Genomic DNA, 21,965 nt, shown 5'->3' on the forward strand with positions numbered 1-21,965 from the left:
AGGAACAGTATCAAAAACATTGCTTTTTTCATCAGACTCTTGCCAATCTTCCTTTCTTGGAGGTTAAATAAGAATAAATTGCTGGGATCACGAATAGCGTGAGGATCGTGGAGAAAGTCAAACCACCGATGACGGCAACGCCCATCGGCACGCGACTTTCCGCACCTGCCCCCAAGGCCAATGCAATCGGAAGGATACCTAGGATAGTTGACAAACTGGTCATCAAAATCGGCCTAAACCTAGCACCCGCGGCACCTATGATGGCTTCATCGACGCTCATGCCTTGGGCCTTGCGCTGATTGGCAAATTCCACGATGAGGATACCGTTTTTGGTAACCAAGCCTATCAACATGATGATACCGATTTGGCTGAAAATATTCAAGGTGAAATCAAATATCCACAGTGAAGCCAAGGCACCAAATAAGGCTAGCGGCACTGTAAACATGATCGTCAATGGGTCCATAAAGCTCTCAAATTGTGCAGAAAGTACCAGATATATCAAAATCAAGGCAAACATGAAAGCAAAAATTAAGCTGTTGGAGCTTTCCCTAAATTCCTTCGATAAACCCGCTACGTCAGTACTGAAGCTATCATCCAAGACCTCGTCAGCGATACGATCCATTTCATCTAGGCCGCTTCCGATCGTGTAACCTGGCGCCAAGCCGGCAGAGACAGTGGCACTCACGAAACGATTGTTACGATAGAGCTGCGGTGGCGTACTATTCTCGCGAATTGTCACCAAGTTGTCCAATTGAACCAGCTGCCCATTTTCTGCGCGCACATAAAGCATCCTGAGATTAATCGGCTCATTGCGATCTTCAAGCTGCATTTCACCGATTACCTGGTACTGCTTGCCATTCATGATAAAGTAGGCAAAGCGCTGACCAGAGTAAGACAACTGGAGCGTGCGTGCGATCTCCTGTACCGATACGCCAATGTTTCTAGCCTTTTCCCTGTCGATTTCGACTTCGATTTCAGGCTTGGTAAACTTCAGGTTGATATCAGAAAAGCTGAAAATCTGGCTTTGTCCGACTTTTTCCATAAATGGAGGAATCACCTCCTTCAACTTGTCCAAAGTCGGTGCCTGTATGACATACTGCACTGGAAGTCCGCCCCGACGATCCCCAATCGACTGCGGTTGGGTCACAAACGCACGTACCGCAGTGTACTTCCTGACCATTCCAGAGACTTCGTTAAAGATCTCCATTTGACTCCTCTCACGGGTAGACGCGTCGGTAAGGATAAGTCTTACGAAGCCCGAGTTGGCACTAGCTGTTCCAAAACCTGGGGATGTAACCGTAGTAAATGCTTCCACTTCATCCTTTGAGAATTTTGCAGACATGTCGGCGTAGATATCGTCAAGGACTTTGTCCATATAACCAAAAGTAGCCCCCTCAGGACCTGTGACGTTGATCCTCATTTCTCCACGGTCTTCGACAGGTGCCAGTTCCGTTGGAATCACAGTGACGAAATAATAGATCCCCAAACCCATCACCAAAATGATCGCAAATGCGGACCATCTCACCTTCATGAATTTCTCCAATGCGCCGTCATACAGGTTATTCAGCCAAACAAAGAAGGGCTCGGTGAAATTGTAAAACGCATTTTGCTTTTCACGACGCTTCAGCAGCTTGGCACTCAGCATCGGTGTCATCGTCAACGCCACAAATGAGGAAATAATCACCGCCCCAGCAACCACAATCCCAAACTCCCTGAAGAGTCTACCCGTCGTACCTGTAAGGAAAATCACAGGCATAAACACCGCAGCCAAGGCTACCGTTGTTGCGATAACAGCAAAAAAGATTTCCTCGGAACCTTTTTCAGCTGCCGTATCAGGATGCTCTCCTTTCTCTATCCTTGTGTAAATATTCTCAAGAACGACAATAGCATCGTCAACCACGAGGCCTATCGACAAAACGATACCCAAGAGTGTCAGAACGTTGATCGAAAATCCCATCAAATACATCACAAAGAACACCCCAATCAACGAAATCGGGATCGTAATTACAGGAATGAATGTGGTCCTCCAGTCTCTCAAAAAGAGGAAGATGATGGATACGACAAGTATAAATGCGATGATGATCGTCTCTTGCACCTCGGCAATGGAGTTGCGGATAAACTTGGTGGAATCAAAACCAATATCCGTGATGATGTCCGCAGGAAGATCCTTTCTGATGGCTTCCAAACGCTTGTAGAATTCATCCAAAATCTCGATGTGATTGGATCCAGGTAGCGGTACCAATACGACACCGACCATGGGAATCCCATCTCTTTTCAAAACGGTACGTTCGTTTTGGGCAGCCAATTCGGCGCGGCCAATATCCTGGAAGCGAACAATGTTGTTTTGATCTTCCTTGACGATCAGTGTGTTGAACTCCTGTGGCGTACTCAGTCGGCTTTTGGTTCGTACGGAAAGTTCTATCGCGGAACCTTCGATCCTACCGGAAGGCAGTTCCACGTTTTCGCTTTGCACCTTGCTCAACACATCAAGCGGCGTCACACCATAGGATGCCATCTTCAAGGGGTCCATCCGCAATCGGATAGAGTATCTTTTTTCTCCCCAAATCTGCACGGAGTTTACGCCTGGAATCGTCTGTAACCGTTCCTTGATCACATTGGTAGCAAAATCAGTCAGTTCCAACAGGTTCCTCCCATTGCTCTGCACGGTCATAAACACGATCGGCTGCGAGTCCGCATCGGCTTTGGAAACGACGGGAGGCTCTGTATCTGGCGGAAGGCTTCGCATAGCGCCCGATACCTTATCCCTGACGTCGTTGGCCGCAGCTTCCAAATCAGCGCCCACATCAAATTCTACAGTGATATTGCTCGTGCCATCGTTACTGACCGAGGTTAGCGACTTGATACCTGCAATTCCATTGATGGCTTCTTCCAGTGGTTCAGTGATCTGCGCCAAAATGACGTCAGCGTTGGCACCCACATAGGCAGTCCGCACATTGATGACTGGCGGATCAACCGAGGGAAATTCGCGCACGCCCAAAAAACTCACACCGATGATCCCAAAAAGGATAATCGTCAAGGACATCACGATTGCTAAAACCGGCCTTTGGATACTTATATTCGATAACCCAGACATAATCAATTGATTTTGGTGTAGTTGACAAGCATTCCTTGCCGCGCCTGCAATACTCCGGTGGTCAATACCAGATCACCTTCCTTCAATCCATCTACAATTTGGACCTCTCTTTCTGTCCTTGTTCCAATGGATACCTGTCTGTCTTCCACTTTATTTTCAGCGTTTACCACATACACCTTATAGCCGTTCAGTTCGGGAATAATGGCCTCCGCCGGCACAAAATAGGCATTCGCCAATGTGCCCAATACATATTTAATCCTCACAAACATCCCTGGCAGATACGCTCGGTTGCTGTTTGGACTTTGCGCACGAATTTTCAAAGTTCTTGTCCCTGCGTCGATGTTTGGCTCAAATGCATAGACGGTTCCCTCTACATTTTCTCCACCAGCATCATTTGTAAAATATATTTTAGAGCCAACCTTCACCTCAGACGCATAACGCTCCGGAATGGAGAATTCAATCTTAATCGGATCAATGTTAACAATGCTAGCTATAATATCGTTGGGGCCGATGACACTGCCTTCTGAAATCTGTCTTAATCCAAGCACTCCGTCAAATGGCGCCCTCACCACCGTCTTGTTCAACTGGACCTGTAACAACTTTATATCCGAGAGGTTGGTATTGAATTGGTTGAGGACGATGTCATACTCTTCTTGGGAAATGGCCTCTTTTTCCAATAGTTGCTTTTGCCTGTTTTCCTGGCTTTCAAATAGTTTCTTGGTGAATTCAAGTTTCTGCAACTGAGCCCTCAACTCGTCGTCATTGAGGTACAAAAGCGGCGTGCCTTTTTTCACAAATTGACCCTCTTGGAAGGAAACCTTGGTCACCAAGCCAGAAATCTCGGTCCTGAGGTTTACTGTTTCGTTGGGAATAATCGTTCCAGTCACGCTCAGGTTATTTTCGAATACTTTGGGTGCTACCTGCACGACGTTCACAGGAAGTGGCTGTGCCCCACCTCCTCCAGGTCCTCCCGCTGAGGGTCCTGCTGCAGGTCCGCTTGACGGACCGCTTCCAGTTATCTGACCCCAGCGAGGGTAGAGAAAAATAAAAGCCAAAACCAGGACGATGGCAACAGTTAATATTACTTTCGTTTGTTTTTTCATGCGAATAGGTAGAGAAAAGGATAATGCTGGTTTATTGGTTTTTGATAAATTCCAATGAGTATTGATTGAAAATCTCGGGGCGCTCAACGTTCACCACATGCCCACAGTCTTTGACCACTTTGAGTATCGAAAGTTTATGCTCGCGGACGATTTTTTTGACTGGTTCCAAAAACATGATGTCCTGCTCCCCCATGATATACAGTGTCGGAACAGGAATGTCTTTCTCCTTGAAGTATTTCAACAGCGGATTGATGTCCTTGGTCAGTTTAAACCATTTCAAAAACTCCTTTTGGCAAAGCCTTTTGGCCTCCCGGACAAAAAGGTTGCGGGACTCGGCATGATTGGCGCGAGGCATGATGATCCAAGCAAAAAGCCTGTAAAGCCACATATACGGCAGGACGTTTTTGAAAGTATTTCCAAAAAACACCAAAAACCTGGAGGTCACTGTCAGGCGAGTCACCGCACCTGCCATCACCATGGACTTGACCCGGTGGGGAGCGATTTCGGCCAACTGACGCGCCAGAATCGTTCCGAGCGAAACACCCATCAGGTGCGCCGGCGGCAAGGCCAAATGCTCCAACACCTCGATGATGTCCTTGGTCACCGCTTCAAAGGTATAGGCCTCGTTCCAAAGGTTTTTGATCTGGTTGGCGGACTTGCCGTGGCCGCGCAGATCGATCAGCAGGAGGTTGAAATTCTCCCGAAATTCTCGGATTTGCTTGTGCCAAACGGCCGAGGAACCCCCTGCCCCGTGGATAAACACCACCCATTCCTCGCTGGAAGGATGCTTGTAGGTCTTGTAGTACAACATGCCCTTTTTCATTGATCCAGAATATAACTTGGGGATGGATGCGATGTTTATCAATCCGAAAACTACAGCCAAACAAGCGCCTTTGAAACGAAATACATACGGGTGGCGATTGCTGTCGATTAATGGTCTTTTTCAGTCCCAGGGGCTCCTTACCATACACATTCTGCCGGATAATCGAAATATCAATCAATGTCTCCCAGGATTGATTTCCTCGTATTTTCGATCCTTCCCGACCACAACCCAAACGGAAAAAGCCAAATTCTGCTCCTCAAAAAAATATAGGTCAAACAATAGTTTTTTGATTCGTTTTGTTTTAGTTTTAACAAAAAAAGAATTCAAAATGAAGTACAGTCCAATTCTAGTCCCTTTCCTTTTGACATTTTTTGCAAGTCCGTGTTTTTCCCAAAGTTTTTCCTGCTATGCCCCGACAGATGATCTTTATTGGAATATTGGTTCCCAATACGGCTCAAAAAGGCTTTCAGAGTGCAGTTTGTCTGCCGATTACAATTGTCACGGTTTTGCGATGGCTTTCTTTGAAGTTCCCTGTGCAGCACCGAGCTGGAACTTTCCTGGACCTAATCCTTACATCTGCCCGACATCAGGATATTCACTGAAAACCTCTCCCGAATACAAATTTGATAACAGGTATGTCAGAGTCTGTAATGAATCGGATTGCAAATTAGTGTTTTACAAAACTACTGATGCTCAATCCCAAGACCATACCTCGGTTAGGGACCAAACGATAAATTTTCCACCGTTCAAATATATCTCTAAGTATGGGAAATCTGGTCCATTGGTCGCGCATAACCTTCATGGTTCATTTTACCACATCAACGGAAATGTTGATATTACACAAACTGAATTCTGGACTTATGTCGGACAGATAACCACCTCCAACCCGACGCTACCGCTCCAAATCGGGGTGACAAAATCTTTTGCAGTACAGCAAGCATCTGGGGTGACCTATACTTGGACCTCGATCTACGGTAAATTTAATATCTCTTCGGGTCAGGGCACCAATGTCGTAGTCATTAACCCCGTATATTCTGGCAACGATATCCTTCGGCTCACCGTTTCCTCGGGTAACTGCGGAAGCGGAAGCACTAAGGTTCAGGAATTCCCAATCACAATCACTCCAAAATGCATGGATGGAACCTATTCGCTTGGATCGACAAGTAACATCCCCATGAATTCAGTGAATTTTATCGGCACTGGGCAGGTGATTACTAAAATTACCTGCCCAAGTGCTGCTTCAATCACTTGGGTTAAAACATCCGGAAATTTGATCTTTACTCCTTGGAATATCACAAACGTACTGTTCAATATGACATCAGGGGGAAGTATCAGCTTTACCGCCACAGCACGTGATGCCTCAAATCAAATCATCCAAACAAGGAATATTTCTTTTTATAACATGAGTTCCTTTAGCGCATATCCAAACCCATCAAGCGACGAAATTTCTCTTGATCTACCACAGGAATTGGAATTTGAAGTTTACCTGATAGATCTCAGAAATGGAACAAAATACGATTTTCAAACGAAACAAATCTCAGAAGGGGTGATCAGTATTGGGAACATTCCAAACGGAGAGTATCTAATTGTTGTAAATCACGATGGAAAGCCAGTAGCTGAACAAAAACTAATTATTCAAAGGAAATGAAAAAGTGGTTCATCATAATCCTACTTGTTTTTCCCTCATTGGGAAAAGCACAGGGCAGCTCAGAGAAGTTCAACCGCTTTTCCGTTGATTTCAAAGTTGGTGCGGCAATCCCGGTGGGTGCATTCGCCTCAAAGTCTACGAGTAACCTGACGAGAGATGACGAATATGTCAACGGAGGCAGATACATTGGTGTGTTTACAAAAGAAGGAAACGGCTTTGCCAAACCTGGGTTCACTTGGAGCGGTGCGGTCACCTACAGGTTTGCCAAGGCTTTTTTCGGTGGGCTGATGTACCAAAGGGCAACCAATCCCGTGGACCTTGCTGCCGTCAACGACTATCTTCGTACACTCGACAACCGCGTCACCATGCGCCAAGACGATTACATGGCCACATTTTTTGCCCCAATGGTCGGATACCAAACAATGCGCGGAAAATTTGATTTCCGCATCTCCCAGGCGATTGGTAAGTCGGAGCTTGTATTTCCCTACTTCGAAATGGAGTTTGACGCGCCACCCCCGAATATCTTTAGACATCTGTACGAACCAGAGATATTGAGCTCATGGTTTTCAAGGACAGAAATACAGGCAAACTATCGGGTACATAAATACCTGCATGTGGGTGCCCACCTTTCCTACCTTTACAGCAACTTTGACTACAACTTAACTTTAGTCATGTTTCCAGGTGGTTCGGGAGAATTTCGCACACCTGACACCGTCAACCTGCGCCTGCTGAATCTCGGGCTTCATCTTGGAGTCGAATTTTGATAGTCCCTTCGTTGCTATTCGCATTTCTTCAAAACCAAAAAAGCGCCCAACTCGGACGCTTTTTGGTTTTATCCTGTTTCTTGCAACTTGGAATATAACGCCAACTTCAGGATTCATCGTTCGGCGTTCATTTTTCTTGATTCTGATTTCCTTTGAATATCGAATTTCGAACACCCAACTCCGAATTTCGAATGGAGGCCCACTTCAGGGTTCATCATTCGGCGTTCTTTATTCTTGATTCGATTTTTTTAATTTCGAATGTTCAATATCGGTGTAGCCCTCGTACTTCTAACCCCATACTTCCGTCTTTTTTACAGCTTTCGCTTGATAAAATCCGTCATCATGCTGTACAGGTGCCAGGTGGTATTGCCCCCGTAGATTCCATGGTTGCGGTTGGGATAATACATTGTCTCAAACTGCTTGTCGGCCTTGACAAGCGCATCGACCAGATCGACGGCATTTTGAAAATGCACATTGTCGTCGCCCGTGCCATGCACCAAGAGCAAATTCCCTTTCAGCTTGTTGACATGGGTGATGGGGCTGTAGTCATCGTAGCCCGCGGCGTTGATTTGCGGAGTCTGCAGGTAGCGCTCGGTGTAGATCGTATCATAATACCGCCAAGTCGTCACAGGTGCCACGGCGATGGCTGCTTTGAATACATCATTCCCCAGCATCAGGGAAAGCGAAGACATATAGCCCCCGTACGACCAACCCCAAATCCCAATGCGAGCCGCATCAACATAAGGCAAAGTCCCGAGGTATTTGGCTCCGGCGATTTGGTCTTGGGTTTCATACTTGCCCAAATTGGCGTAAGTGACATGCTTGAAATCCCGACCACGGGCTCCCGTGCCACGGTTGTCCACGCAGACCACGATGTAGCCTTCCGCCGCCAAGTGATGGTGCCAAAAATCCCGCGTGCCGCCCCAGGCATTGATTACGTTTTGGGAACCCGGTCCGCCATAGACATACATCAGCACGGGGTATTTCTTGGCCGGATCAAAGTCCGCAGGCTTGATCATGTAGCCGTTGAGCGCCGTGCCATCCATGGTGTTGAATTGGAAAAACTCCCGGCCCGAAAGCGTGAATCCTGACAGACGTTCCTGAAGCTCGGCATTGTCTTCCAGGACCTTGACCATCTTGCCAGAGGATTCATGCAGCGATACCCGCAGTGGCTGCTGTGCATTGGAATAATTGGCGATGAAATATTTGAAATCATGACTCATGTTGATGCCATGTGTCCCTTTTTCGGGAGTCAGTAGCTTCTTCCCTTTCCCATCCATCCCGATGACAAAAAGATTCCGCTCCATGGGCGACTGCTCGGTAGAGATAAAATAGATCTTTTTGCCCTTCTCATCGATACCCACGAGACTCGAGACCTCCCAATTGCCGGAGGTAATCTGTCGGATCAGTTTGCCGTCGTTGGCATGGTGGTAGATATGCTTGAATCCATCCTGTTCGGAGGTCCGGATAAAGCCCTTTTCTCCCGCCAAAAACCGCAGGTCGTCGTTGTAATCCAAATCTATATAGGTCTTCGATTCCTCGCGTAGCACCAAGGTCGTACTGCCTGTTTGGGTATTGGCATAGAGCAGGTCGAGTTGGTTTTGGAGCCTATTCAGGCGAATAAAGGCCAAAGTATTGGATTCGGTAGTCCAATAAATCCGGGGGAGATAAATGTCCTTCTCTGCACCGACCTCGGCCTTTACGGTTTTTCGGCTACCCAAATCATAGATATGGATGCTGACTTCGGCGTTTTTTTCCCCGGCCTTGGGGTATTTGAAGCGATAGTCTTGGGGGTACAATTTTCCCCAAGTCTGCATGTTGAACTCCGGCACATCAGTCTCATCAAAGCGGATAAAGGCAATCTGCTTGCCGTCGGGCGACCATTCGAAGGCTTTGGACATTGAGAATTCCTCTTCGTAGACCCAGTCTGCCGCACCGTTGATGATATGGTTCCACTTGCCATCGGCAGTGATTTGGGTGATTTTGCCGGAGGCCAAAGTCAGATAAAAAAGGTTGTTGTCCTTCACAAATGCGACCTTGTCATTGTCGGGCGAAAGCGTGGCGTACATGACTTTCTCCCCATCGATAAGCTTCTGCACTGTCCCGGATTGTAGGTCAAGCACATGAAAGACCGCTTTGGAAGAGCGTCGGTAGATACTTTCTACCTCTGAAGCCAACAGGGCCTTGGTCTCATCGCTGTTGAATTCGTAGGACGAAAAATTGACTCCCAGCTTTCCCCCGTCGATCAAGACAGCTTCCTCGGCACCGGTAGCGATGTTCATTTTCACGACCATAGGCCCGGCAATGCCGCGCTTGAGCGCTGAATAATATTGTCCGTCATTCATCCAATTGATGCCACTGACGGATTTTTGGGCGAAGGTATTTTTCTTGAATACATCCTCAAGGCTGACTTTCTTTTTCTGCTGCGCAAAAGCAAATCCAGCCCAAAGCAGGCAGGCGATGAGGAACAGGTTTCTAGTTGGTTTCATTTGATATCATCATATAATCGGCCGGTAAAGTAAAGAAAATGCAGGAGGCGGAAAAATGGATTTTGGCGAAAGCAACAATCCACACTGATATCTGAAACCTTGCGCACCATTGGTTTCCCCGCAGTTGCACCGCCGGACTGTCTGGTACGTTTGCCTGTGGCGATGGGAAGTGCTTCATATTAGCATTTCTGGGTTTTTAAATGCTTGGGGCTATCCTGCGTTTCCGGAGGCAAGATTCCTTTGAAATCAGAACCCATTCGATCAAATCGCCTCTCCGAGGCTCGGGAATCCATATTGTGACTGTTTGCTACAATCAGAGCGCCCCGACGGGGCTGATGTTTTCGTTTAATCCTGAGTTGAAATCTGGGAGATTCCTCCTTCGTCGGAATGATGCGGCGGCTATCAAAACCAACCTTTCAACCTTACAACCTTACAACTTTTAAACCTCCTAACCTCCCAACCTTTCAACCTTGAAACTTCCTAACCTCCCGACTTCCCAACCTCCCAACTTCCTAACCTCCCGACTTCCTAACCTCCCGACTTCCCAACTTCCGAACCTCCCAACCTTTCAACCTTGAAACATTTTAACCTCCCAACTTCCTAACCTCCCAACCTCCCAACCCTAAAACTTTTCAACCCCTTAACCTCATAACCGATTCACTTCCTTCCATCCCGGTACTTAAACCAATTAAACAAATCTTGTAAAAACTATTTATTAAACTGTACTGAACAACCTGTGCCATGTAAACGCTAAGCAGGATTTTTTTAAGGAGCTGACGGGAATCACCAAACGATCGGAAATAGGGTGAAATAAATCATTTTCAGTTAAAATAGTATAAAAATATATAATATTTAAAATAAAAATTGATTATGTTTTAAGAATAAAGAATTTAATTTCTTCATTTCCTAAAACATTATCAGGGTCTTTTGAGTAAAACAGACCAAAGGAATAACCAAAACTGTGTATTTTTTAAATGGCACAAATTTCACATCTTAACAACATAAAAGTAAAAGGATGGTAGCTTGTTGTGAAAGGAAATGGGATAGGAATCCGGACTTTGGGGAGAGATCCAGAAGCGCGTTTAGTGCGGGCTGGCAACAAAGTGCCCTCACCACCTCAGCCAATACCCTCAGCACCGAGACGGGGAGTATGAAAAACACAGGGACACATGGCCTGCAGAACGTCGCCGCCAAACTCCAGTTGTTCGACGGTTGGAACGTCGGACTGTCTGGTACTGTCGCCTGTGGTGACCTCAGTTTCAGCGTCTATTACGGCTACAAGCAGGCCTCTTTCGGTATCAAATCGATGTTTTACACGTATCTGTACTGGTGATATGAAAAGGCTGATACTGCTTATTGTTTCCGCTTCATTGGCTTCATGCGGTGGGTTTGATGCGTTCAAAAGACACGATCATTTATCGAGTGTGGTGCAAAGGTCTTACTCCAACCAAGAACTTGTCTTAGCTGACTACTTCTTTTGTGCCCACCAGAGACAAAGTGTTCTTGCTTTCCGGGTCTTCGAAAAAATGGAACTGGACGCCGATAGCCTCATGGGATTGTTCCAAACAGGACTATCGAATCAGGGTGTAAGGCTAAGGGTGGATAAAGGACAGAACCGGGCTACTTCATTGCTTTGTGATAGAGAGGTTATTTCTTTGAAACGGATGAAAAAGGACTTCCTAACTGAAGCTGACCTAGGCGATCAAGGAACCAGATATCTCGTGCCCGTGGTCAACTTTGCGGACATTTATCGATTTACAGGATATGTCACTTCGGGCGGTATGTGGGGAGACTCGGGGTATATGAGATTTACATCATTGAGCATTTTGATTATTGTAGTAGAGAATGGGAAGGTTATCTACGCGGACAGTAGAAGTTATGCCTCCGAGAGATCTTGGGCTAATACCCTGGAGGGAGTCAAGGCAATCCCTCCCGCGATCGAGGTGCGCAAGGAGCATATCGACGAGCTTGTCCGTCGGGGGATGCGGCGGTATGTAAGGAGGTTGGAGAAGTGACAAGGAGTGGTATGGAAGAAAATATGGAAAAGACCAAGCAAAGACCCAAATTCCAGTTGTTCGCAGGTTGGAACGTCGGACGGTCTGGTAATGTCGCCTGTGGTGATGGGAAGTGCTTCATATTAGCATTTCTGGGTTTTTAAATGCTTGGGGCTATCCTGCATTTCCGAAGGCAAGATTCCTTTGAAATCAGAACCCAATCGATCAAATCGCCTCTCCGAGGCTCGGGAATCCATATTGTGACTGTTTGCTACAATCTGATCGCCCCGATGGGGCTGATGTTGGCGGTCCATCATGGGCTGAATTCCCGGAGATTCCTCCTTCGTACCAATGACAGCGAGTGGGGCGTCACCCTGAGGTCCCGATTGTTATCGTGGAGAAGGGTCTGCTCAATTTTGGAGATGCTTCTCCCGTACGGCTGTCGGGATCCGCAAGCTACGGTTCAGCATGACGGGACCCAGCTGTCATCGCCTTTCTGTAAATGCCCAATTTTAAAAACTCAGAATGACGCAGCAGCGAATAAACCCAAGCTCCTAACCTTTCAACCTTATAACTTTTTAACCTTCTAACTTTCAAACCTCCCAACCTTATAACTTTGTAACCTTTCAAACCTCCACCCCTCCCAATTTCATCTAACTGAAAATCAATATTTTAATATTTTTGATTAAATTGGGTCATTCTTTTCTATCCTTCACTTTTCATTTCCTATACCATGGCCGACCAACCCACCAATCAAGACCCTAAACCGGAGTTTACCGGAAGGCGACTCGTCATGTATACGCCTGAAGCTAAGCTTCGCAGTATCGAAAAAGCCGCAGAGGATGCCTCCCTGCGCTTAGCGACGTCCAGCGACTTTAAATCCCACGAAGAAGATTATGTCAAGGCGTTCTCGGAAGCCGATGGAATCATCTTCGAGCGCTTTGGCGTGGCGGTGATCAATGAAAACCACGATTCCGAAATCGGGGCCTTGACGACCTCTGCCCGTACCAAAGACCTGTTTCTTTATGATGAGCCCGAAAGGTTCCTCTACGCTATCGAAAGCCAGGCGGCAGGCGGAGGGTTTTGGCAGTGGTTGATGCGGTTGCTGGGTATTTTCCCCAAACCCAAGCCACCGGTGCCTACCCCAGGACCTGGTCCTCAACCTGATCCATCGCTTCCCAAGTCCTTTGCCGACGACTCCAAGGCCTATTGGGGCGTGCACGCCGTTCGGGCACTCACAAGCAGATTTACGGGAAAAAACATCCCAATCGCTATACTCGATACGGGCTTTTTGCTGAGCCATCCAGACTTTCAGACACGGGTCATCTCCAGCAAGTCCTTTATCCCCGGAGAAGAGGTCAACGACCTCAATGGACATGGCACCCACTGCACGGGCAATGCTGCAGGGGGACTCCGAGGCTCCAACCAAATCCGCTACGGCGTTTCGTTTGAGTCCAACATTTTTATCGGAAAAGTATTGTCCAATGCCGGGTCAGGCGCGGACTCGGGAATCTTGGCAGGCTTGGACTGGGCCATGACCAACGGCTGCAAAGTGGTCTCCATGTCCCTGGGCGCGGCAGTCCGGCCCGGTCAATCCTATTCGAGAATCTATGAAGACATCGCCAAAAAAGCCCTTGCCAACGGGACGCTTATCATCGCCGCGGCTGGCAACGAAAGTAGGCGCTCCTCGGGAGACATCCGTCCTGTCGGCCATCCCGCCAACTGTCCCTCGATCATGGCTGTGGCCGCAATCGACAGGTTTCTAAAAGTCGCTGACTTCTCCTGTGGCGGCATCAACGACGGTGGCGGTGAAGTGAACATCGCCGGTCCGGGCGTGGCTGTCATGAGCTCCTACAAAGCGCCCCAGCAATATGCCTCTCTCAACGGAACCAGCATGGCAACGCCTTTTGTTTCGGGTGTAGCGGCCCAACTTTGGGAACAAAACCCCAACGCCTCAGCCACCGAAATCTGGAACAAATTGGTGCAAAATGCCAGAAAACTGGACTTGCCCGCCAGTGACGTAGGTGCAGGTTTGGTACAAAGCCCACAATAATGCCAAAAAACTGAAATCTTATGGGACACAAGCCAACCAAGTTCATTGCAGCAGTGGAAGAAGCGGAAATTTCCAACATCCAAGCCATTGCCCAGAAACTACGCGAAAAAGGCTGCGTGATTCGTGATGTTTTGTCGTTTACGGGTGTAATCTCCGGGACCACGTCCGGAAATGAGTCCAAGCTGGATGATTTGAAGATTAAGGGCATCAAGTACATTGAGGAAGATGGGGAGATAAGGGCTTTGTAGTCCGTTTCTCCTTTTCCTTTTGCCAATTCCCCAAATCCTCTCGGAGTACCTGAGCGTCATCAGGACAGGTTCTTTTCTTTTGAAATCCCTCAGTTGCGCATCAATTTTTTGGGTATTCATCCCGCCACCAAAAATCTTGTTTGGAATGCTTCGAGAAATTTGGAACTTCATTGCTTGACTTTCCAACCAAACTAGCAATGAGAATTCTTTTCACTTTCCTGCTGGGGATTTCTACGACCATCCTGATCGCCCAAACCCAGCTTCCCATGAAATATAGAAACATCGGCCCACACCGCGGCGGTCGGTCCGTCACGGCGACTGGCGTGGTTGGTGACCCGCTCACTTACTACATGGGAATCACTGGCGGTGGTGTTTGGAAAACCTCCGATGCCGGGCAGCTTTGGGAGAACATCTCCGATGGCTATTTCACGACAGGGTCTGTGGGCGCGATCGCCGTCTCCGAAAGCCACCCCCGCATCGTCTATGTCGGAATGGGCGAACACGCACCCCGGGGCGTGATGACCTCCTATGGCGATGGCGTCTACAAATCCATCGATAGCGGCAGCACTTGGAAAAAGGTAGGTCTTGAGAAAACCCAACACATTTCACGGATCATCATCCATCCCGAAAATCCCGATATTGTCTATGTTGCTGCGCAAGGTGCGCTCCACGCCCCAAATGAGGATCGCGGTATCTTCAAAACCACCAACGGCGGGGAAACTTGGGAAAAAATCCTCTATGTGGATACCAAAACAGGCGCGGCGGAACTTTCCATGGATATGAATTATCCGGAAATCCTTTATGCCGCCATGTGGGAGCATCAGCGCTTGCCTTGGAAAGTCATCTCCGGCGGCCCAAGTTCTGACTTGTACAAGTCCACGGATGCCGGCAAAACCTGGAAGAAGATCAACCAAGGCCTTCCAAAAGAGAAAGGGAAAATGGCCATAGCCGTTTCCCGCGCCAATTCTTCCAAGGTCTATGCATTGATCGAAAGCGACTCCAACAAGGATCTTGGGGGATTATTTGTCTCCAATGATGCAGGTGAAAACTGGACCTTGGCGAGTGGCGACAACAGACTGACACAGCGGGCCTGGTATTACATCGAGGTTTTTGCGGATCCAGGTGATGAAAATACGGTCTATGTACTCAGCGCTCCGGCCTTGCGGTCCATCGATGGTGGAAAAAACTGGGAAGTGCTACCCAACGCGCATGGTGACTACCATGACCTTTGGATCAATCCCAAAAACTCCAAAAACATGGTCATTGCCGATGATGGTGGGGCCGCCATTTCCTTCAACTATGCCAAGACTTGGTCACGCCAAGACAATATGCCCACTGCGCAAATGTACCGCATCAATACCGACAACCAGTTCCCGTACCGCATCTACGGTGGGCAGCAAGACAATACCTCCCTTGTGATCAACAGCATGGCCTTGGGACGGGGCGGAATCACGCAAGAGCATTGGAACTACTCAGCGGGTGGTGAATCCGCATTTTTGGCTTTTGATCCAAATGACCCCAGGTATGTTTTGGGAGGCGTCTATTTGGGAACGATTGAGGTGTTGGACACCAAGGCCCAAGCGGGGACCAATATCATGGCTGCTCCGATTCTATACTTGGGTCGGGATGCGAGCGATATGAAGTATCGGTTCAATTGGAATGCGCCGATCATTTGGTCACAGCATGAACCCAACACCTTCTACCATGCCGCCCAGCATGTGTTGCGTACCCGGGACCTGGGTACAACTTGGGAAGAGGCTTCCCCTGATTTGACCAAAAACGAAAAAGAAAAACAAGGCAAAGGCGGCGGCCCCTACACCAACGAGGCAGTGGGCGCGGAAAACTACGGCACGATCGCCTACCTCATCGAATCACCCCACGAAAAAGGCGTGATGTGGACTGGTTCGGATGACGGCTTGGTCCACCTGACCAAAGATGGCGGGAAGACTTGGGAAAACGTCACGCCCAAGGGACTCCCCGAAACACTTGTCAATGCTATAGAGGTATCTCCCCATGATGCTGCCACTGCCTATATCGCCACGACTCGCTATAAGTTCAACGATTACACGCCAGCCATTTACAAGACCACGGATTATGGAAAAACCTGGATCAATATCAGCAAAGGCATTCCCTATGGTGCATTTACACGGGTCGTGAGGGAGGACACCCAAATCAAAAACCTTCTTTTTGCAGGAACAGAAACAGGAGTCTACATTTCCAGAAATGGTGGCCAATCATGGGATCCCTTTCAACTGAACCTTCCCGTCACGCCCATTACCGACCTGAAGATTGTGCACAATGACCTGATAGTGGCCACCTCGGGCCGTTCCTATTGGATCTTGGATGATTTGCAACCGGTGAGGGAACTGAAGCCAAAAGTCGAAAAGCCGCTCCTCTATACACCAGACGATACGTATAATGGTAGCTGGTATTCCTCGCTCAACAGCAACAGCGCCACAGGAAAAGACCCACTCGTCGGCGTCAACCCCGCTTCGGGGATGGTATTGTACTACCATTTGCCCGAGAATCATGTGGATAGCATCCCCGTGACTTTGGAAATCCGGAATGAAGCGGGAGAAATGATAAGGAGGTTCAGCAGCAAGAAAGACGCTTCTTTCATTTCCTATGATGGAGGTCCATCTCCCGAGCCAGTGATTGCTTCGAAAAAAGGAGTCAATCGGTTCGTTTGGGACCTGAGACATGCCACCATGCCCGGAATTCCAACTGCCTTCATCGAGGGGAGTTACAGGGGCCACAAAGCTATTCCAGGAAGCTACCAAATCAAGGTCAAAGCAGGAAACGATTCCAGCCAAGTTTTGGCGAAAATCATCCCCAACCCGCACTTTGGACTGACCCAAGATGCATATGTGGAATATGACAGATTCATGTCAGAAATGGAAAAGGAACTCACCGCGATGCACCGAATGGTCAATACGGCTATGGCTTACCAAAACCAACTCAAGGCCCTGATGGACCAAATCAAGACCGATGCAGATCGTAAAGACCTATACCTCGCCGCCCAAACACTCCAAAAAAGGATACAGGCTTGGGACGAATCGATGGTACAGCGGAAATCCAAGGCCTATGATGATGTAGAAAACTTTCCCAACAAGTTCACCGCCAACTATCTCTACCTCATCAATCAGTCCGATAGTGAGATCCCTAGGATCACGCAGGGATCGAGGGATAGATTGGCCGAACTCAACGCAGAATGGGTGAAACTCAAAGCAGAAGGAAATGCTTTGTTGCAGGAGGAAATACCCAAATTCAATGCTTTGGCACAGGAAAAAGGTGTAGGTGTATTGTTTGTGAAGAATGAATAAACTCGGAAAATCAATTTTTGGTGATTACGATCGCCAAATTTCGCAAACCGAAATAGTTCGAATTTGTTGTCTACCCCAACTTAAATCAAGCATTCATAAAAAAAGAGGCTTGGGAATAGCTCCCGAGCCTCTTTCTTTTATTGGAAATATTCAATTAATCCTTTGAAGCAAAATCAGGATAAGCTTGCATGCTGTGCTCGTTGATATCCAAACCTTCCCTTTCTTCTTTTTCATCCACACGGATACCGATTGTCCGCTTGAGCGTGAAAAAAATCAGCCAGCTTGTTACAAAACAGAAAGCACCGACGATAGCTATTCCCTTCAATTGGGCAATAATCTGCGGAAGACCTGCCAAATCACCGAACAAGCCAACGGCCAAGGTACCCCAAATCCCGCATACCAAGTGCACCGAGATCGCGCCCACAGGATCGTCGATTTTAATTTTGTCAAAAAGAACGACTGCAAAAACGACAAACGTACCCCCTATCAGTCCGATCAGAGCCGCTTCTCCGACGCCCATTTTGTCTGCACCAGCGGTGATGCTAACAAGTCCGGCAAGGATACCGTTGAGCACCATCGTGATATCATAGGTTTTGAATTTGAAATAGGAGGAAACCAGCGCTCCGAAAGCACCTGCTGCACCCGCAATCGCAGTCGTGACAAATACCTTGGATACCGTGCCAGGGTCGGCAGTTAGTACGGAACCGCCATTGAACCCAAACCAGCCGAACCACAACAAAAACACGCCGATGGTCGCCATAGGCAGGTTATGACCCGGGATCGCCTTCATGCCGGTAGGCGTATATTTGCCAAGTCTTGGGCCGAGGAGAAACGCACCAACAAGTGCGGCCCAACCTCCCACGGAGTGTACAATTGTAGATCCCGCAAAATCATAGAACGGTGTTTCCATGGTATGGAGGAAGCCTCCCCCCCACTTCCACATGCCGACGATGGGGTAGCAAATACCCACATAAATGACGGAAAAAAAGATAAATGGTCCCAATTTGATCCGTTCGGCCACCGCACCTGACACGATCGTAGCGGCAGTTGCAGCGAACATGGCCTGGAAGATAAAGTCTGTGAAGTAGGTGTAGCCCGCATTGTAATTGGAAGAGTCCCAACCTTCGGGAAGTGATAAGCCAAATCCGGAAAATCCAAACACCGATCCGGCAAAATCCGCACCGGGATACATCAGATTGAACCCGATAAATGCGTAGGTCAAAAGACCCATCGCCGGGATGATTGTGTTCTTGAACAAGATATTGACAGTATTCTTGGCGCGGGTCAGTCCGGCCTCCAATGTCGCAAAGCCCAAGTGCATGATAAAGACCAACAACGTGGCCACCATCATCCACAGGTTATTGATGGTAAATAATTCCTGAGTCATAGGTTGATAGGTTTGTTAGGTTTTATATTTATTGTATCGATGGTTTTCTCGGTTTAAAGGGCATCCACGCCTTTATCATTGTTTCTGATACGATAGGCCTCGAGCGCCTCATAGACGAAAATCTTCCCGTCCCCGACTTCACCAGTCTTACCCATTTTTAGGATACAGTCAATCACGGAGGGCACAAGTTCATCTTCGGTCACAATCTCAAGCTTGGTACGTGGTATATAGGCTGGCTCATAAGCCACACCACGGTAGGTTTGCATCCTTGCATGCTCCATGCCCATGCCTTTGACTTCGTAGAAAGTCAGGAATTTCACTCCCAATCCGGCCACGCACTTATGGATTTCATCAAATTTTGATGTCCTAATGATTGCTTCGATTTTTTTCATTTTGTCTAATTTTTTGGAGGGTTTAATAGGAAATCTGCGCTAATCTAAGCGAAAAAATGAAAAAAAAATATTTGATGGTTATTTTTCAACCCAATTTTGAAAAATTTTCCACTTTATCTTCAAAATCAGGCATTGAATTAGACCATAATTATATCACTCATGCATTGTTTTTTGATTTTTAGCCTCAAATCGCTACCAAGAATGGGGAAATCTGAAAAAAAGCAGGTTAGTGGGAGAAAATTTGTCATTTTATCTGCACAAAAAACCAAATCCCTATCCGGCAAAATATTCTCCGCAAAGTTTGATACCCAAGGGAAAAACCTAAATTTGGCACCTGAATTTTAGAGAACATGAACAAAAAACCAACACTTTTGGTCCTTGCGGCAGGCATGGGCAGCCGCTATGGTGGCAATAAGCAGATTGATGGATTCGGACCAAACGGCGAAACGATATTGGAATATTCCATCTATGATGCCATCAGGGCAGGATTTGGAAAAGTAGTACTAATCGTACGTGAAGAAATCCTACAAACAGCAAAAGACCTCCTTCTGCCAAAATTGGAAGGAAAAATTGAAGTGGATTTCGTCCTTCAATCCATCAAGAGCTTTGTGCCTGAGGAATTCCAAAATCCAGATAGGGTAAAGCCTTTTGGCACAGCCCATGCGGTACTTTGCGCAAAGGATGCGATTGCGGAACCGTTCGCGGTCATCAATGCGGATGATTTTTATGGCAAGGAAGCTTACGATGTATTGGGTAGTTTCCTGCAAAACGAGGTAAAGCCTGACCTCCACGCCATGGTCGGCTATGCCATCCAAAATGTACTTTCCGAGCATGGCACAGTCAGTCGTGGCGTTTGCTCCATGAACGCAGCGAACCAACTTATTGGCATGGTAGAGCGAACTTCCATTGCTCGTGAGGGTGAAAAAATACTGGCGAAGGGAGATGGGGAGGTGATCGAAATCAAAGAAGGAACACCTGTTTCCATGAATTTCTGGGGATTCCATCCGGATGTTTTTGCGGATATCGAACAGATGTGGCAAGATTTCCTACCCGCCAACAAAGAAAATCTCAAATCCGAATTTTATATTCCAACCGTTGCCAACAACCTTATCCAAGCGGGAAAAGCCGCATTTGAAATCTTACCCGGCGGCAAAACATGGTTTGGAGTGACGTATACAGAGGACAAGCCTGTCGTCATAGAGGCTTTGAAAAAACTTCACGATGCAGGGGAATACCCCGCGAATCTTTGGAAATAGACCACCAACCTGAAGGCTGCCATGGGCGGCCTTTTTTTATGCGTAAGCCGGAGTTAGGTTATGCTGCTATTACGAATGCATCCGAGGAATCCTCCTACTTTCAAAATTCGATATTCGGCGTTCTTCATTCATTATTGGAATAAATGAAGAATATCGAATGGGCCGATTGCCGTTCCGAGGCAAAGCGGTAAAGCCCAAATAGAAACAGACATCCGAAATCCAAACACTTTTTCCTAATTTGAGGCCAATTTCAACCTATTGTAACCATGAAACACAACCCAATCTACCTCATGCCATTGGCAATGCTCTTGGCATACTGCGGGCCAAAAACCGAGACACAACAAGAACCGGTCGAAACTGTCACCGAAAATCCATTTGTAAATCCACCAATCGTGAGTCATGTGTACACAGCCGACCCGTCGGCCCATGTGTTTGATGGAAAATTGTACATCTATCCATCACATGATGTCGAAAGTGCCGCGGCACAGGATGACATGGGTTCTCATTTCGACATGAAGGACTACCATGTCTTCTCTATGGACAGTCCCAGCAGCGAGGTCACCGACCATGGCAAGGTCTTGGCCTTGGAAGATGTCCCTTGGGCCAGCAGGCAACTTTGGGCACCGGATGCCGCCGAGAAGGATGGCAAATACTACCTCTACTATCCCGCAAAAGACAAGCAGGATGTCTTTAGAATCGGCGTTGCCGTCGCCGACAATCCTGCCGGACCATTCAAAGCCGAACCCGAACCCATCAAAGGTTCCTACAGCATTGACCCATCAGTGCTGAAAGATGCCGATGGCAACTATTATCTGTATGCGGGTGGAATCTGGGGCGGACAGTTGCAGCGATTCAAAAACGGCAAATACCAAGAGGGCCTAACCGGTCCCACAGCCGGCCTTCCCGCTGACAGCCTACCAGCCTTGGGACCTTATGTGGCCAAACTTTCGGCCGATATGAAGTCTTTTTCAGAAACGCCAAAGGAAATCAAGATTCTCGACGAGTCCGGAAATCCGATCTTGGCGGGTGACAACAACAGGAGGTTCTTTGAGGCAGCTTGGGTGCACAAATATGGGGACAAGTACTATCTTTCCTACTCCACGGGCGACACACATTTCATCGCTTACGCCATCGCAGACAATCCTTACGGTCCATTCACTTATAAGGGAATCGTGCTACACCCCGTCCAAGGCTGGACCAACCACCACTCCATCGTCGAATGGAATGGGAAATGGTATCTCTTTTATCACGATACCGAACTTTCCGGAGAGACGCACCTCCGCAACATCAAAATGACCGAATTGGTCCACAAGGAAGACGGTACGATCGAACCGATTTTCCCGATGAAAAAATAAAAGCGAAAGCCTTCCGAATTTGGAAGGCTTTTTCAT

At 47.6% G+C, this 21,965-nt stretch carries 15 protein-coding genes; 9 read left to right on the plus strand and 6 right to left on the minus strand.

Annotated features, from left to right (window positions below; genetic code table 11):
* Nucleotides 1–31: 31 nt before the first annotated feature.
* Genes L0U89_RS13105 through L0U89_RS13115 form a run of 3 tightly spaced genes read right to left on the minus strand, consistent with a single transcriptional unit; the run spans nucleotide 32 to nucleotide 5,008 of the window.
* Nucleotides 32–3,094 carry an efflux RND transporter permease subunit gene (locus L0U89_RS13105; RefSeq protein ID WP_234861935.1) on the minus strand — a complete coding sequence of 1,021 codons (3,063 nt, stop codon included), beginning with the start codon at nucleotides 3,092–3,094 and terminating at the stop codon, nucleotides 32–34.
* Nucleotides 3,095–3,096: 2 nt separating this feature from the next.
* Complete coding sequence (locus L0U89_RS13110) at nucleotides 3,097–4,197, minus strand: efflux RND transporter periplasmic adaptor subunit (RefSeq protein WP_234861936.1); 1,101 nt, start codon at nucleotides 4,195–4,197, stop codon at nucleotides 3,097–3,099.
* Nucleotides 4,198–4,228: 31 nt separating this feature from the next.
* Nucleotides 4,229–5,008, minus strand: a complete 780-nt coding sequence (locus tag L0U89_RS13115) for an alpha/beta fold hydrolase (protein ID WP_234861982.1) — start codon at nucleotides 5,006–5,008, stop codon at nucleotides 4,229–4,231.
* Here L0U89_RS13115 and L0U89_RS13120 point away from each other — a divergent pair.
* Nucleotides 5,007–6,668, plus strand: coding sequence for a T9SS type A sorting domain-containing protein (locus tag L0U89_RS13120; protein WP_234861937.1), 1,662 nt, complete (start codon nucleotides 5,007–5,009; stop codon nucleotides 6,666–6,668). The genes L0U89_RS13115 and L0U89_RS13120 overlap by 2 nt on opposite strands.
* Nucleotides 6,665–7,432 (plus strand): hypothetical protein, encoded by a 768-nt coding sequence (locus tag L0U89_RS13125; protein ID WP_234861938.1) that lies wholly within the window; start codon nucleotides 6,665–6,667, stop codon nucleotides 7,430–7,432. Before L0U89_RS13120 ends, L0U89_RS13125 begins: the two co-directional genes overlap by 4 nt.
* 311 nt (nucleotides 7,433–7,743) lie before the next feature.
* On the opposite strand, the gene L0U89_RS13130 is transcribed toward L0U89_RS13125, so the two are convergent.
* A complete protein-coding gene (locus L0U89_RS13130) occupies nucleotides 7,744–9,921 on the minus strand; it encodes a S9 family peptidase (RefSeq protein WP_234861939.1) in 2,178 nt (725 codons plus the stop codon).
* Nucleotides 9,922–10,936: 1,015 nt separating this feature from the next.
* On the opposite strand from L0U89_RS13130, the gene L0U89_RS13135 reads away from it, so the two are divergent.
* The 5 genes from L0U89_RS13135 to L0U89_RS13155 all read left to right on the plus strand — a co-directional run bounded on the left by L0U89_RS13135 (nucleotide 10,937) and on the right by L0U89_RS13155 (nucleotide 17,539).
* Entirely contained in the window at nucleotides 10,937–11,254 is a 318-nt protein-coding gene (locus L0U89_RS13135; RefSeq protein ID WP_234861940.1) for a hypothetical protein, read from the plus strand.
* A 1-nt stretch (nucleotide 11,255) separates the two neighbouring features.
* Complete coding sequence (locus L0U89_RS13140) at nucleotides 11,256–11,936, plus strand: hypothetical protein (protein WP_234861941.1); 681 nt, start codon at nucleotides 11,256–11,258, stop codon at nucleotides 11,934–11,936.
* Nucleotides 11,937–12,648: 712 nt separating this feature from the next.
* Nucleotides 12,649–13,968, plus strand: coding sequence for a S8 family serine peptidase (locus L0U89_RS13145; RefSeq protein ID WP_234861942.1), 1,320 nt, complete (start codon nucleotides 12,649–12,651; stop codon nucleotides 13,966–13,968).
* 20 nt (nucleotides 13,969–13,988) lie between these two features.
* On the plus strand, nucleotides 13,989–14,216 hold the full coding sequence (locus tag L0U89_RS13150; RefSeq protein ID WP_234861943.1) for a hypothetical protein: 228 nt from the start codon (nucleotides 13,989–13,991) through the stop codon (nucleotides 14,214–14,216).
* Nucleotides 14,217–14,413: 197 nt separating this feature from the next.
* On the plus strand, nucleotides 14,414–17,539 hold the full coding sequence (locus tag L0U89_RS13155; protein ID WP_234861944.1) for a WD40/YVTN/BNR-like repeat-containing protein: 3,126 nt from the start codon (nucleotides 14,414–14,416) through the stop codon (nucleotides 17,537–17,539).
* A gap of 154 nt (nucleotides 17,540–17,693) precedes the next feature.
* Here the strand turns inward: L0U89_RS13155 and L0U89_RS13160 are convergent, their stop codons facing one another.
* Both L0U89_RS13160 and L0U89_RS13165 read right to left on the minus strand, forming a co-directional pair.
* Nucleotides 17,694–18,926 (minus strand): ammonium transporter, encoded by a 1,233-nt coding sequence (locus L0U89_RS13160; RefSeq protein WP_234861945.1) that lies wholly within the window; start codon nucleotides 18,924–18,926, stop codon nucleotides 17,694–17,696.
* Between the two features lie 53 nt (nucleotides 18,927–18,979).
* Complete coding sequence (locus tag L0U89_RS13165; RefSeq protein ID WP_008623944.1) at nucleotides 18,980–19,318, minus strand: P-II family nitrogen regulator; 339 nt, start codon at nucleotides 19,316–19,318, stop codon at nucleotides 18,980–18,982.
* Between the two features lie 350 nt (nucleotides 19,319–19,668).
* On the opposite strand from L0U89_RS13165, the gene L0U89_RS13170 reads away from it, so the two are divergent.
* Nucleotides 19,669–20,574, plus strand: a complete 906-nt coding sequence (locus L0U89_RS13170) for a nucleotidyltransferase family protein (RefSeq protein ID WP_234861946.1) — start codon at nucleotides 19,669–19,671, stop codon at nucleotides 20,572–20,574.
* A gap of 266 nt (nucleotides 20,575–20,840) precedes the next feature.
* Complete coding sequence (locus L0U89_RS13175; protein WP_234861947.1) at nucleotides 20,841–21,929, plus strand: glycoside hydrolase family 43 protein; 1,089 nt, start codon at nucleotides 20,841–20,843, stop codon at nucleotides 21,927–21,929.
* Nucleotides 21,930–21,965: the final 36 nt, after the last annotated feature.

Source organism: Mariniradius sediminis (genome assembly GCF_021491425.1).
In the GTDB taxonomy this organism is placed as follows: Bacteria; Bacteroidota; Bacteroidia; order Cytophagales; family Cyclobacteriaceae; genus Mariniradius; species Mariniradius saccharolyticus.

Bases quoted from the DNA above. Each gene is read 5' to 3' on its own strand.
- L0U89_RS13105 (WP_234861935.1), bottom strand. From the start codon at position 3,094: ATGTCTGGGTTATCGAATATAAGTATCCAAAGGCCGGTTTTAGCAATC.
- L0U89_RS13175 (WP_234861947.1), top strand. From the start codon at position 20,841: ATGAAACACAACCCAATCTACCTCATGCCATTGGCAATGCTCTTGGCA.
- L0U89_RS13150 (WP_234861943.1), top strand. From the start codon at position 13,989: ATGGGACACAAGCCAACCAAGTTCATTGCAGCAGTGGAAGAAGCGGAA.
- L0U89_RS13165 (WP_008623944.1), bottom strand. From the start codon at position 19,318: ATGAAAAAAATCGAAGCAATCATTAGGACATCAAAATTTGATGAAATC.
- L0U89_RS13130 (WP_234861939.1), bottom strand. From the start codon at position 9,921: ATGAAACCAACTAGAAACCTGTTCCTCATCGCCTGCCTGCTTTGGGCT.
- L0U89_RS13160 (WP_234861945.1), bottom strand. From the start codon at position 18,926: ATGACTCAGGAATTATTTACCATCAATAACCTGTGGATGATGGTGGCC.
- L0U89_RS13135 (WP_234861940.1), top strand. From the start codon at position 10,937: ATGGTAGCTTGTTGTGAAAGGAAATGGGATAGGAATCCGGACTTTGGG.
- L0U89_RS13140 (WP_234861941.1), top strand. From the start codon at position 11,256: ATGAAAAGGCTGATACTGCTTATTGTTTCCGCTTCATTGGCTTCATGC.
- L0U89_RS13120 (WP_234861937.1), top strand. From the start codon at position 5,007: ATGCCCTTTTTCATTGATCCAGAATATAACTTGGGGATGGATGCGATG.
- L0U89_RS13125 (WP_234861938.1), top strand. From the start codon at position 6,665: ATGAAAAAGTGGTTCATCATAATCCTACTTGTTTTTCCCTCATTGGGA.
- L0U89_RS13170 (WP_234861946.1), top strand. From the start codon at position 19,669: ATGAACAAAAAACCAACACTTTTGGTCCTTGCGGCAGGCATGGGCAGC.
- L0U89_RS13115 (WP_234861982.1), bottom strand. From the start codon at position 5,008: ATGTTGTACTACAAGACCTACAAGCATCCTTCCAGCGAGGAATGGGTG.
- L0U89_RS13155 (WP_234861944.1), top strand. From the start codon at position 14,414: ATGAGAATTCTTTTCACTTTCCTGCTGGGGATTTCTACGACCATCCTG.
- L0U89_RS13110 (WP_234861936.1), bottom strand. From the start codon at position 4,197: ATGAAAAAACAAACGAAAGTAATATTAACTGTTGCCATCGTCCTGGTT.
- L0U89_RS13145 (WP_234861942.1), top strand. From the start codon at position 12,649: ATGGCCGACCAACCCACCAATCAAGACCCTAAACCGGAGTTTACCGGA.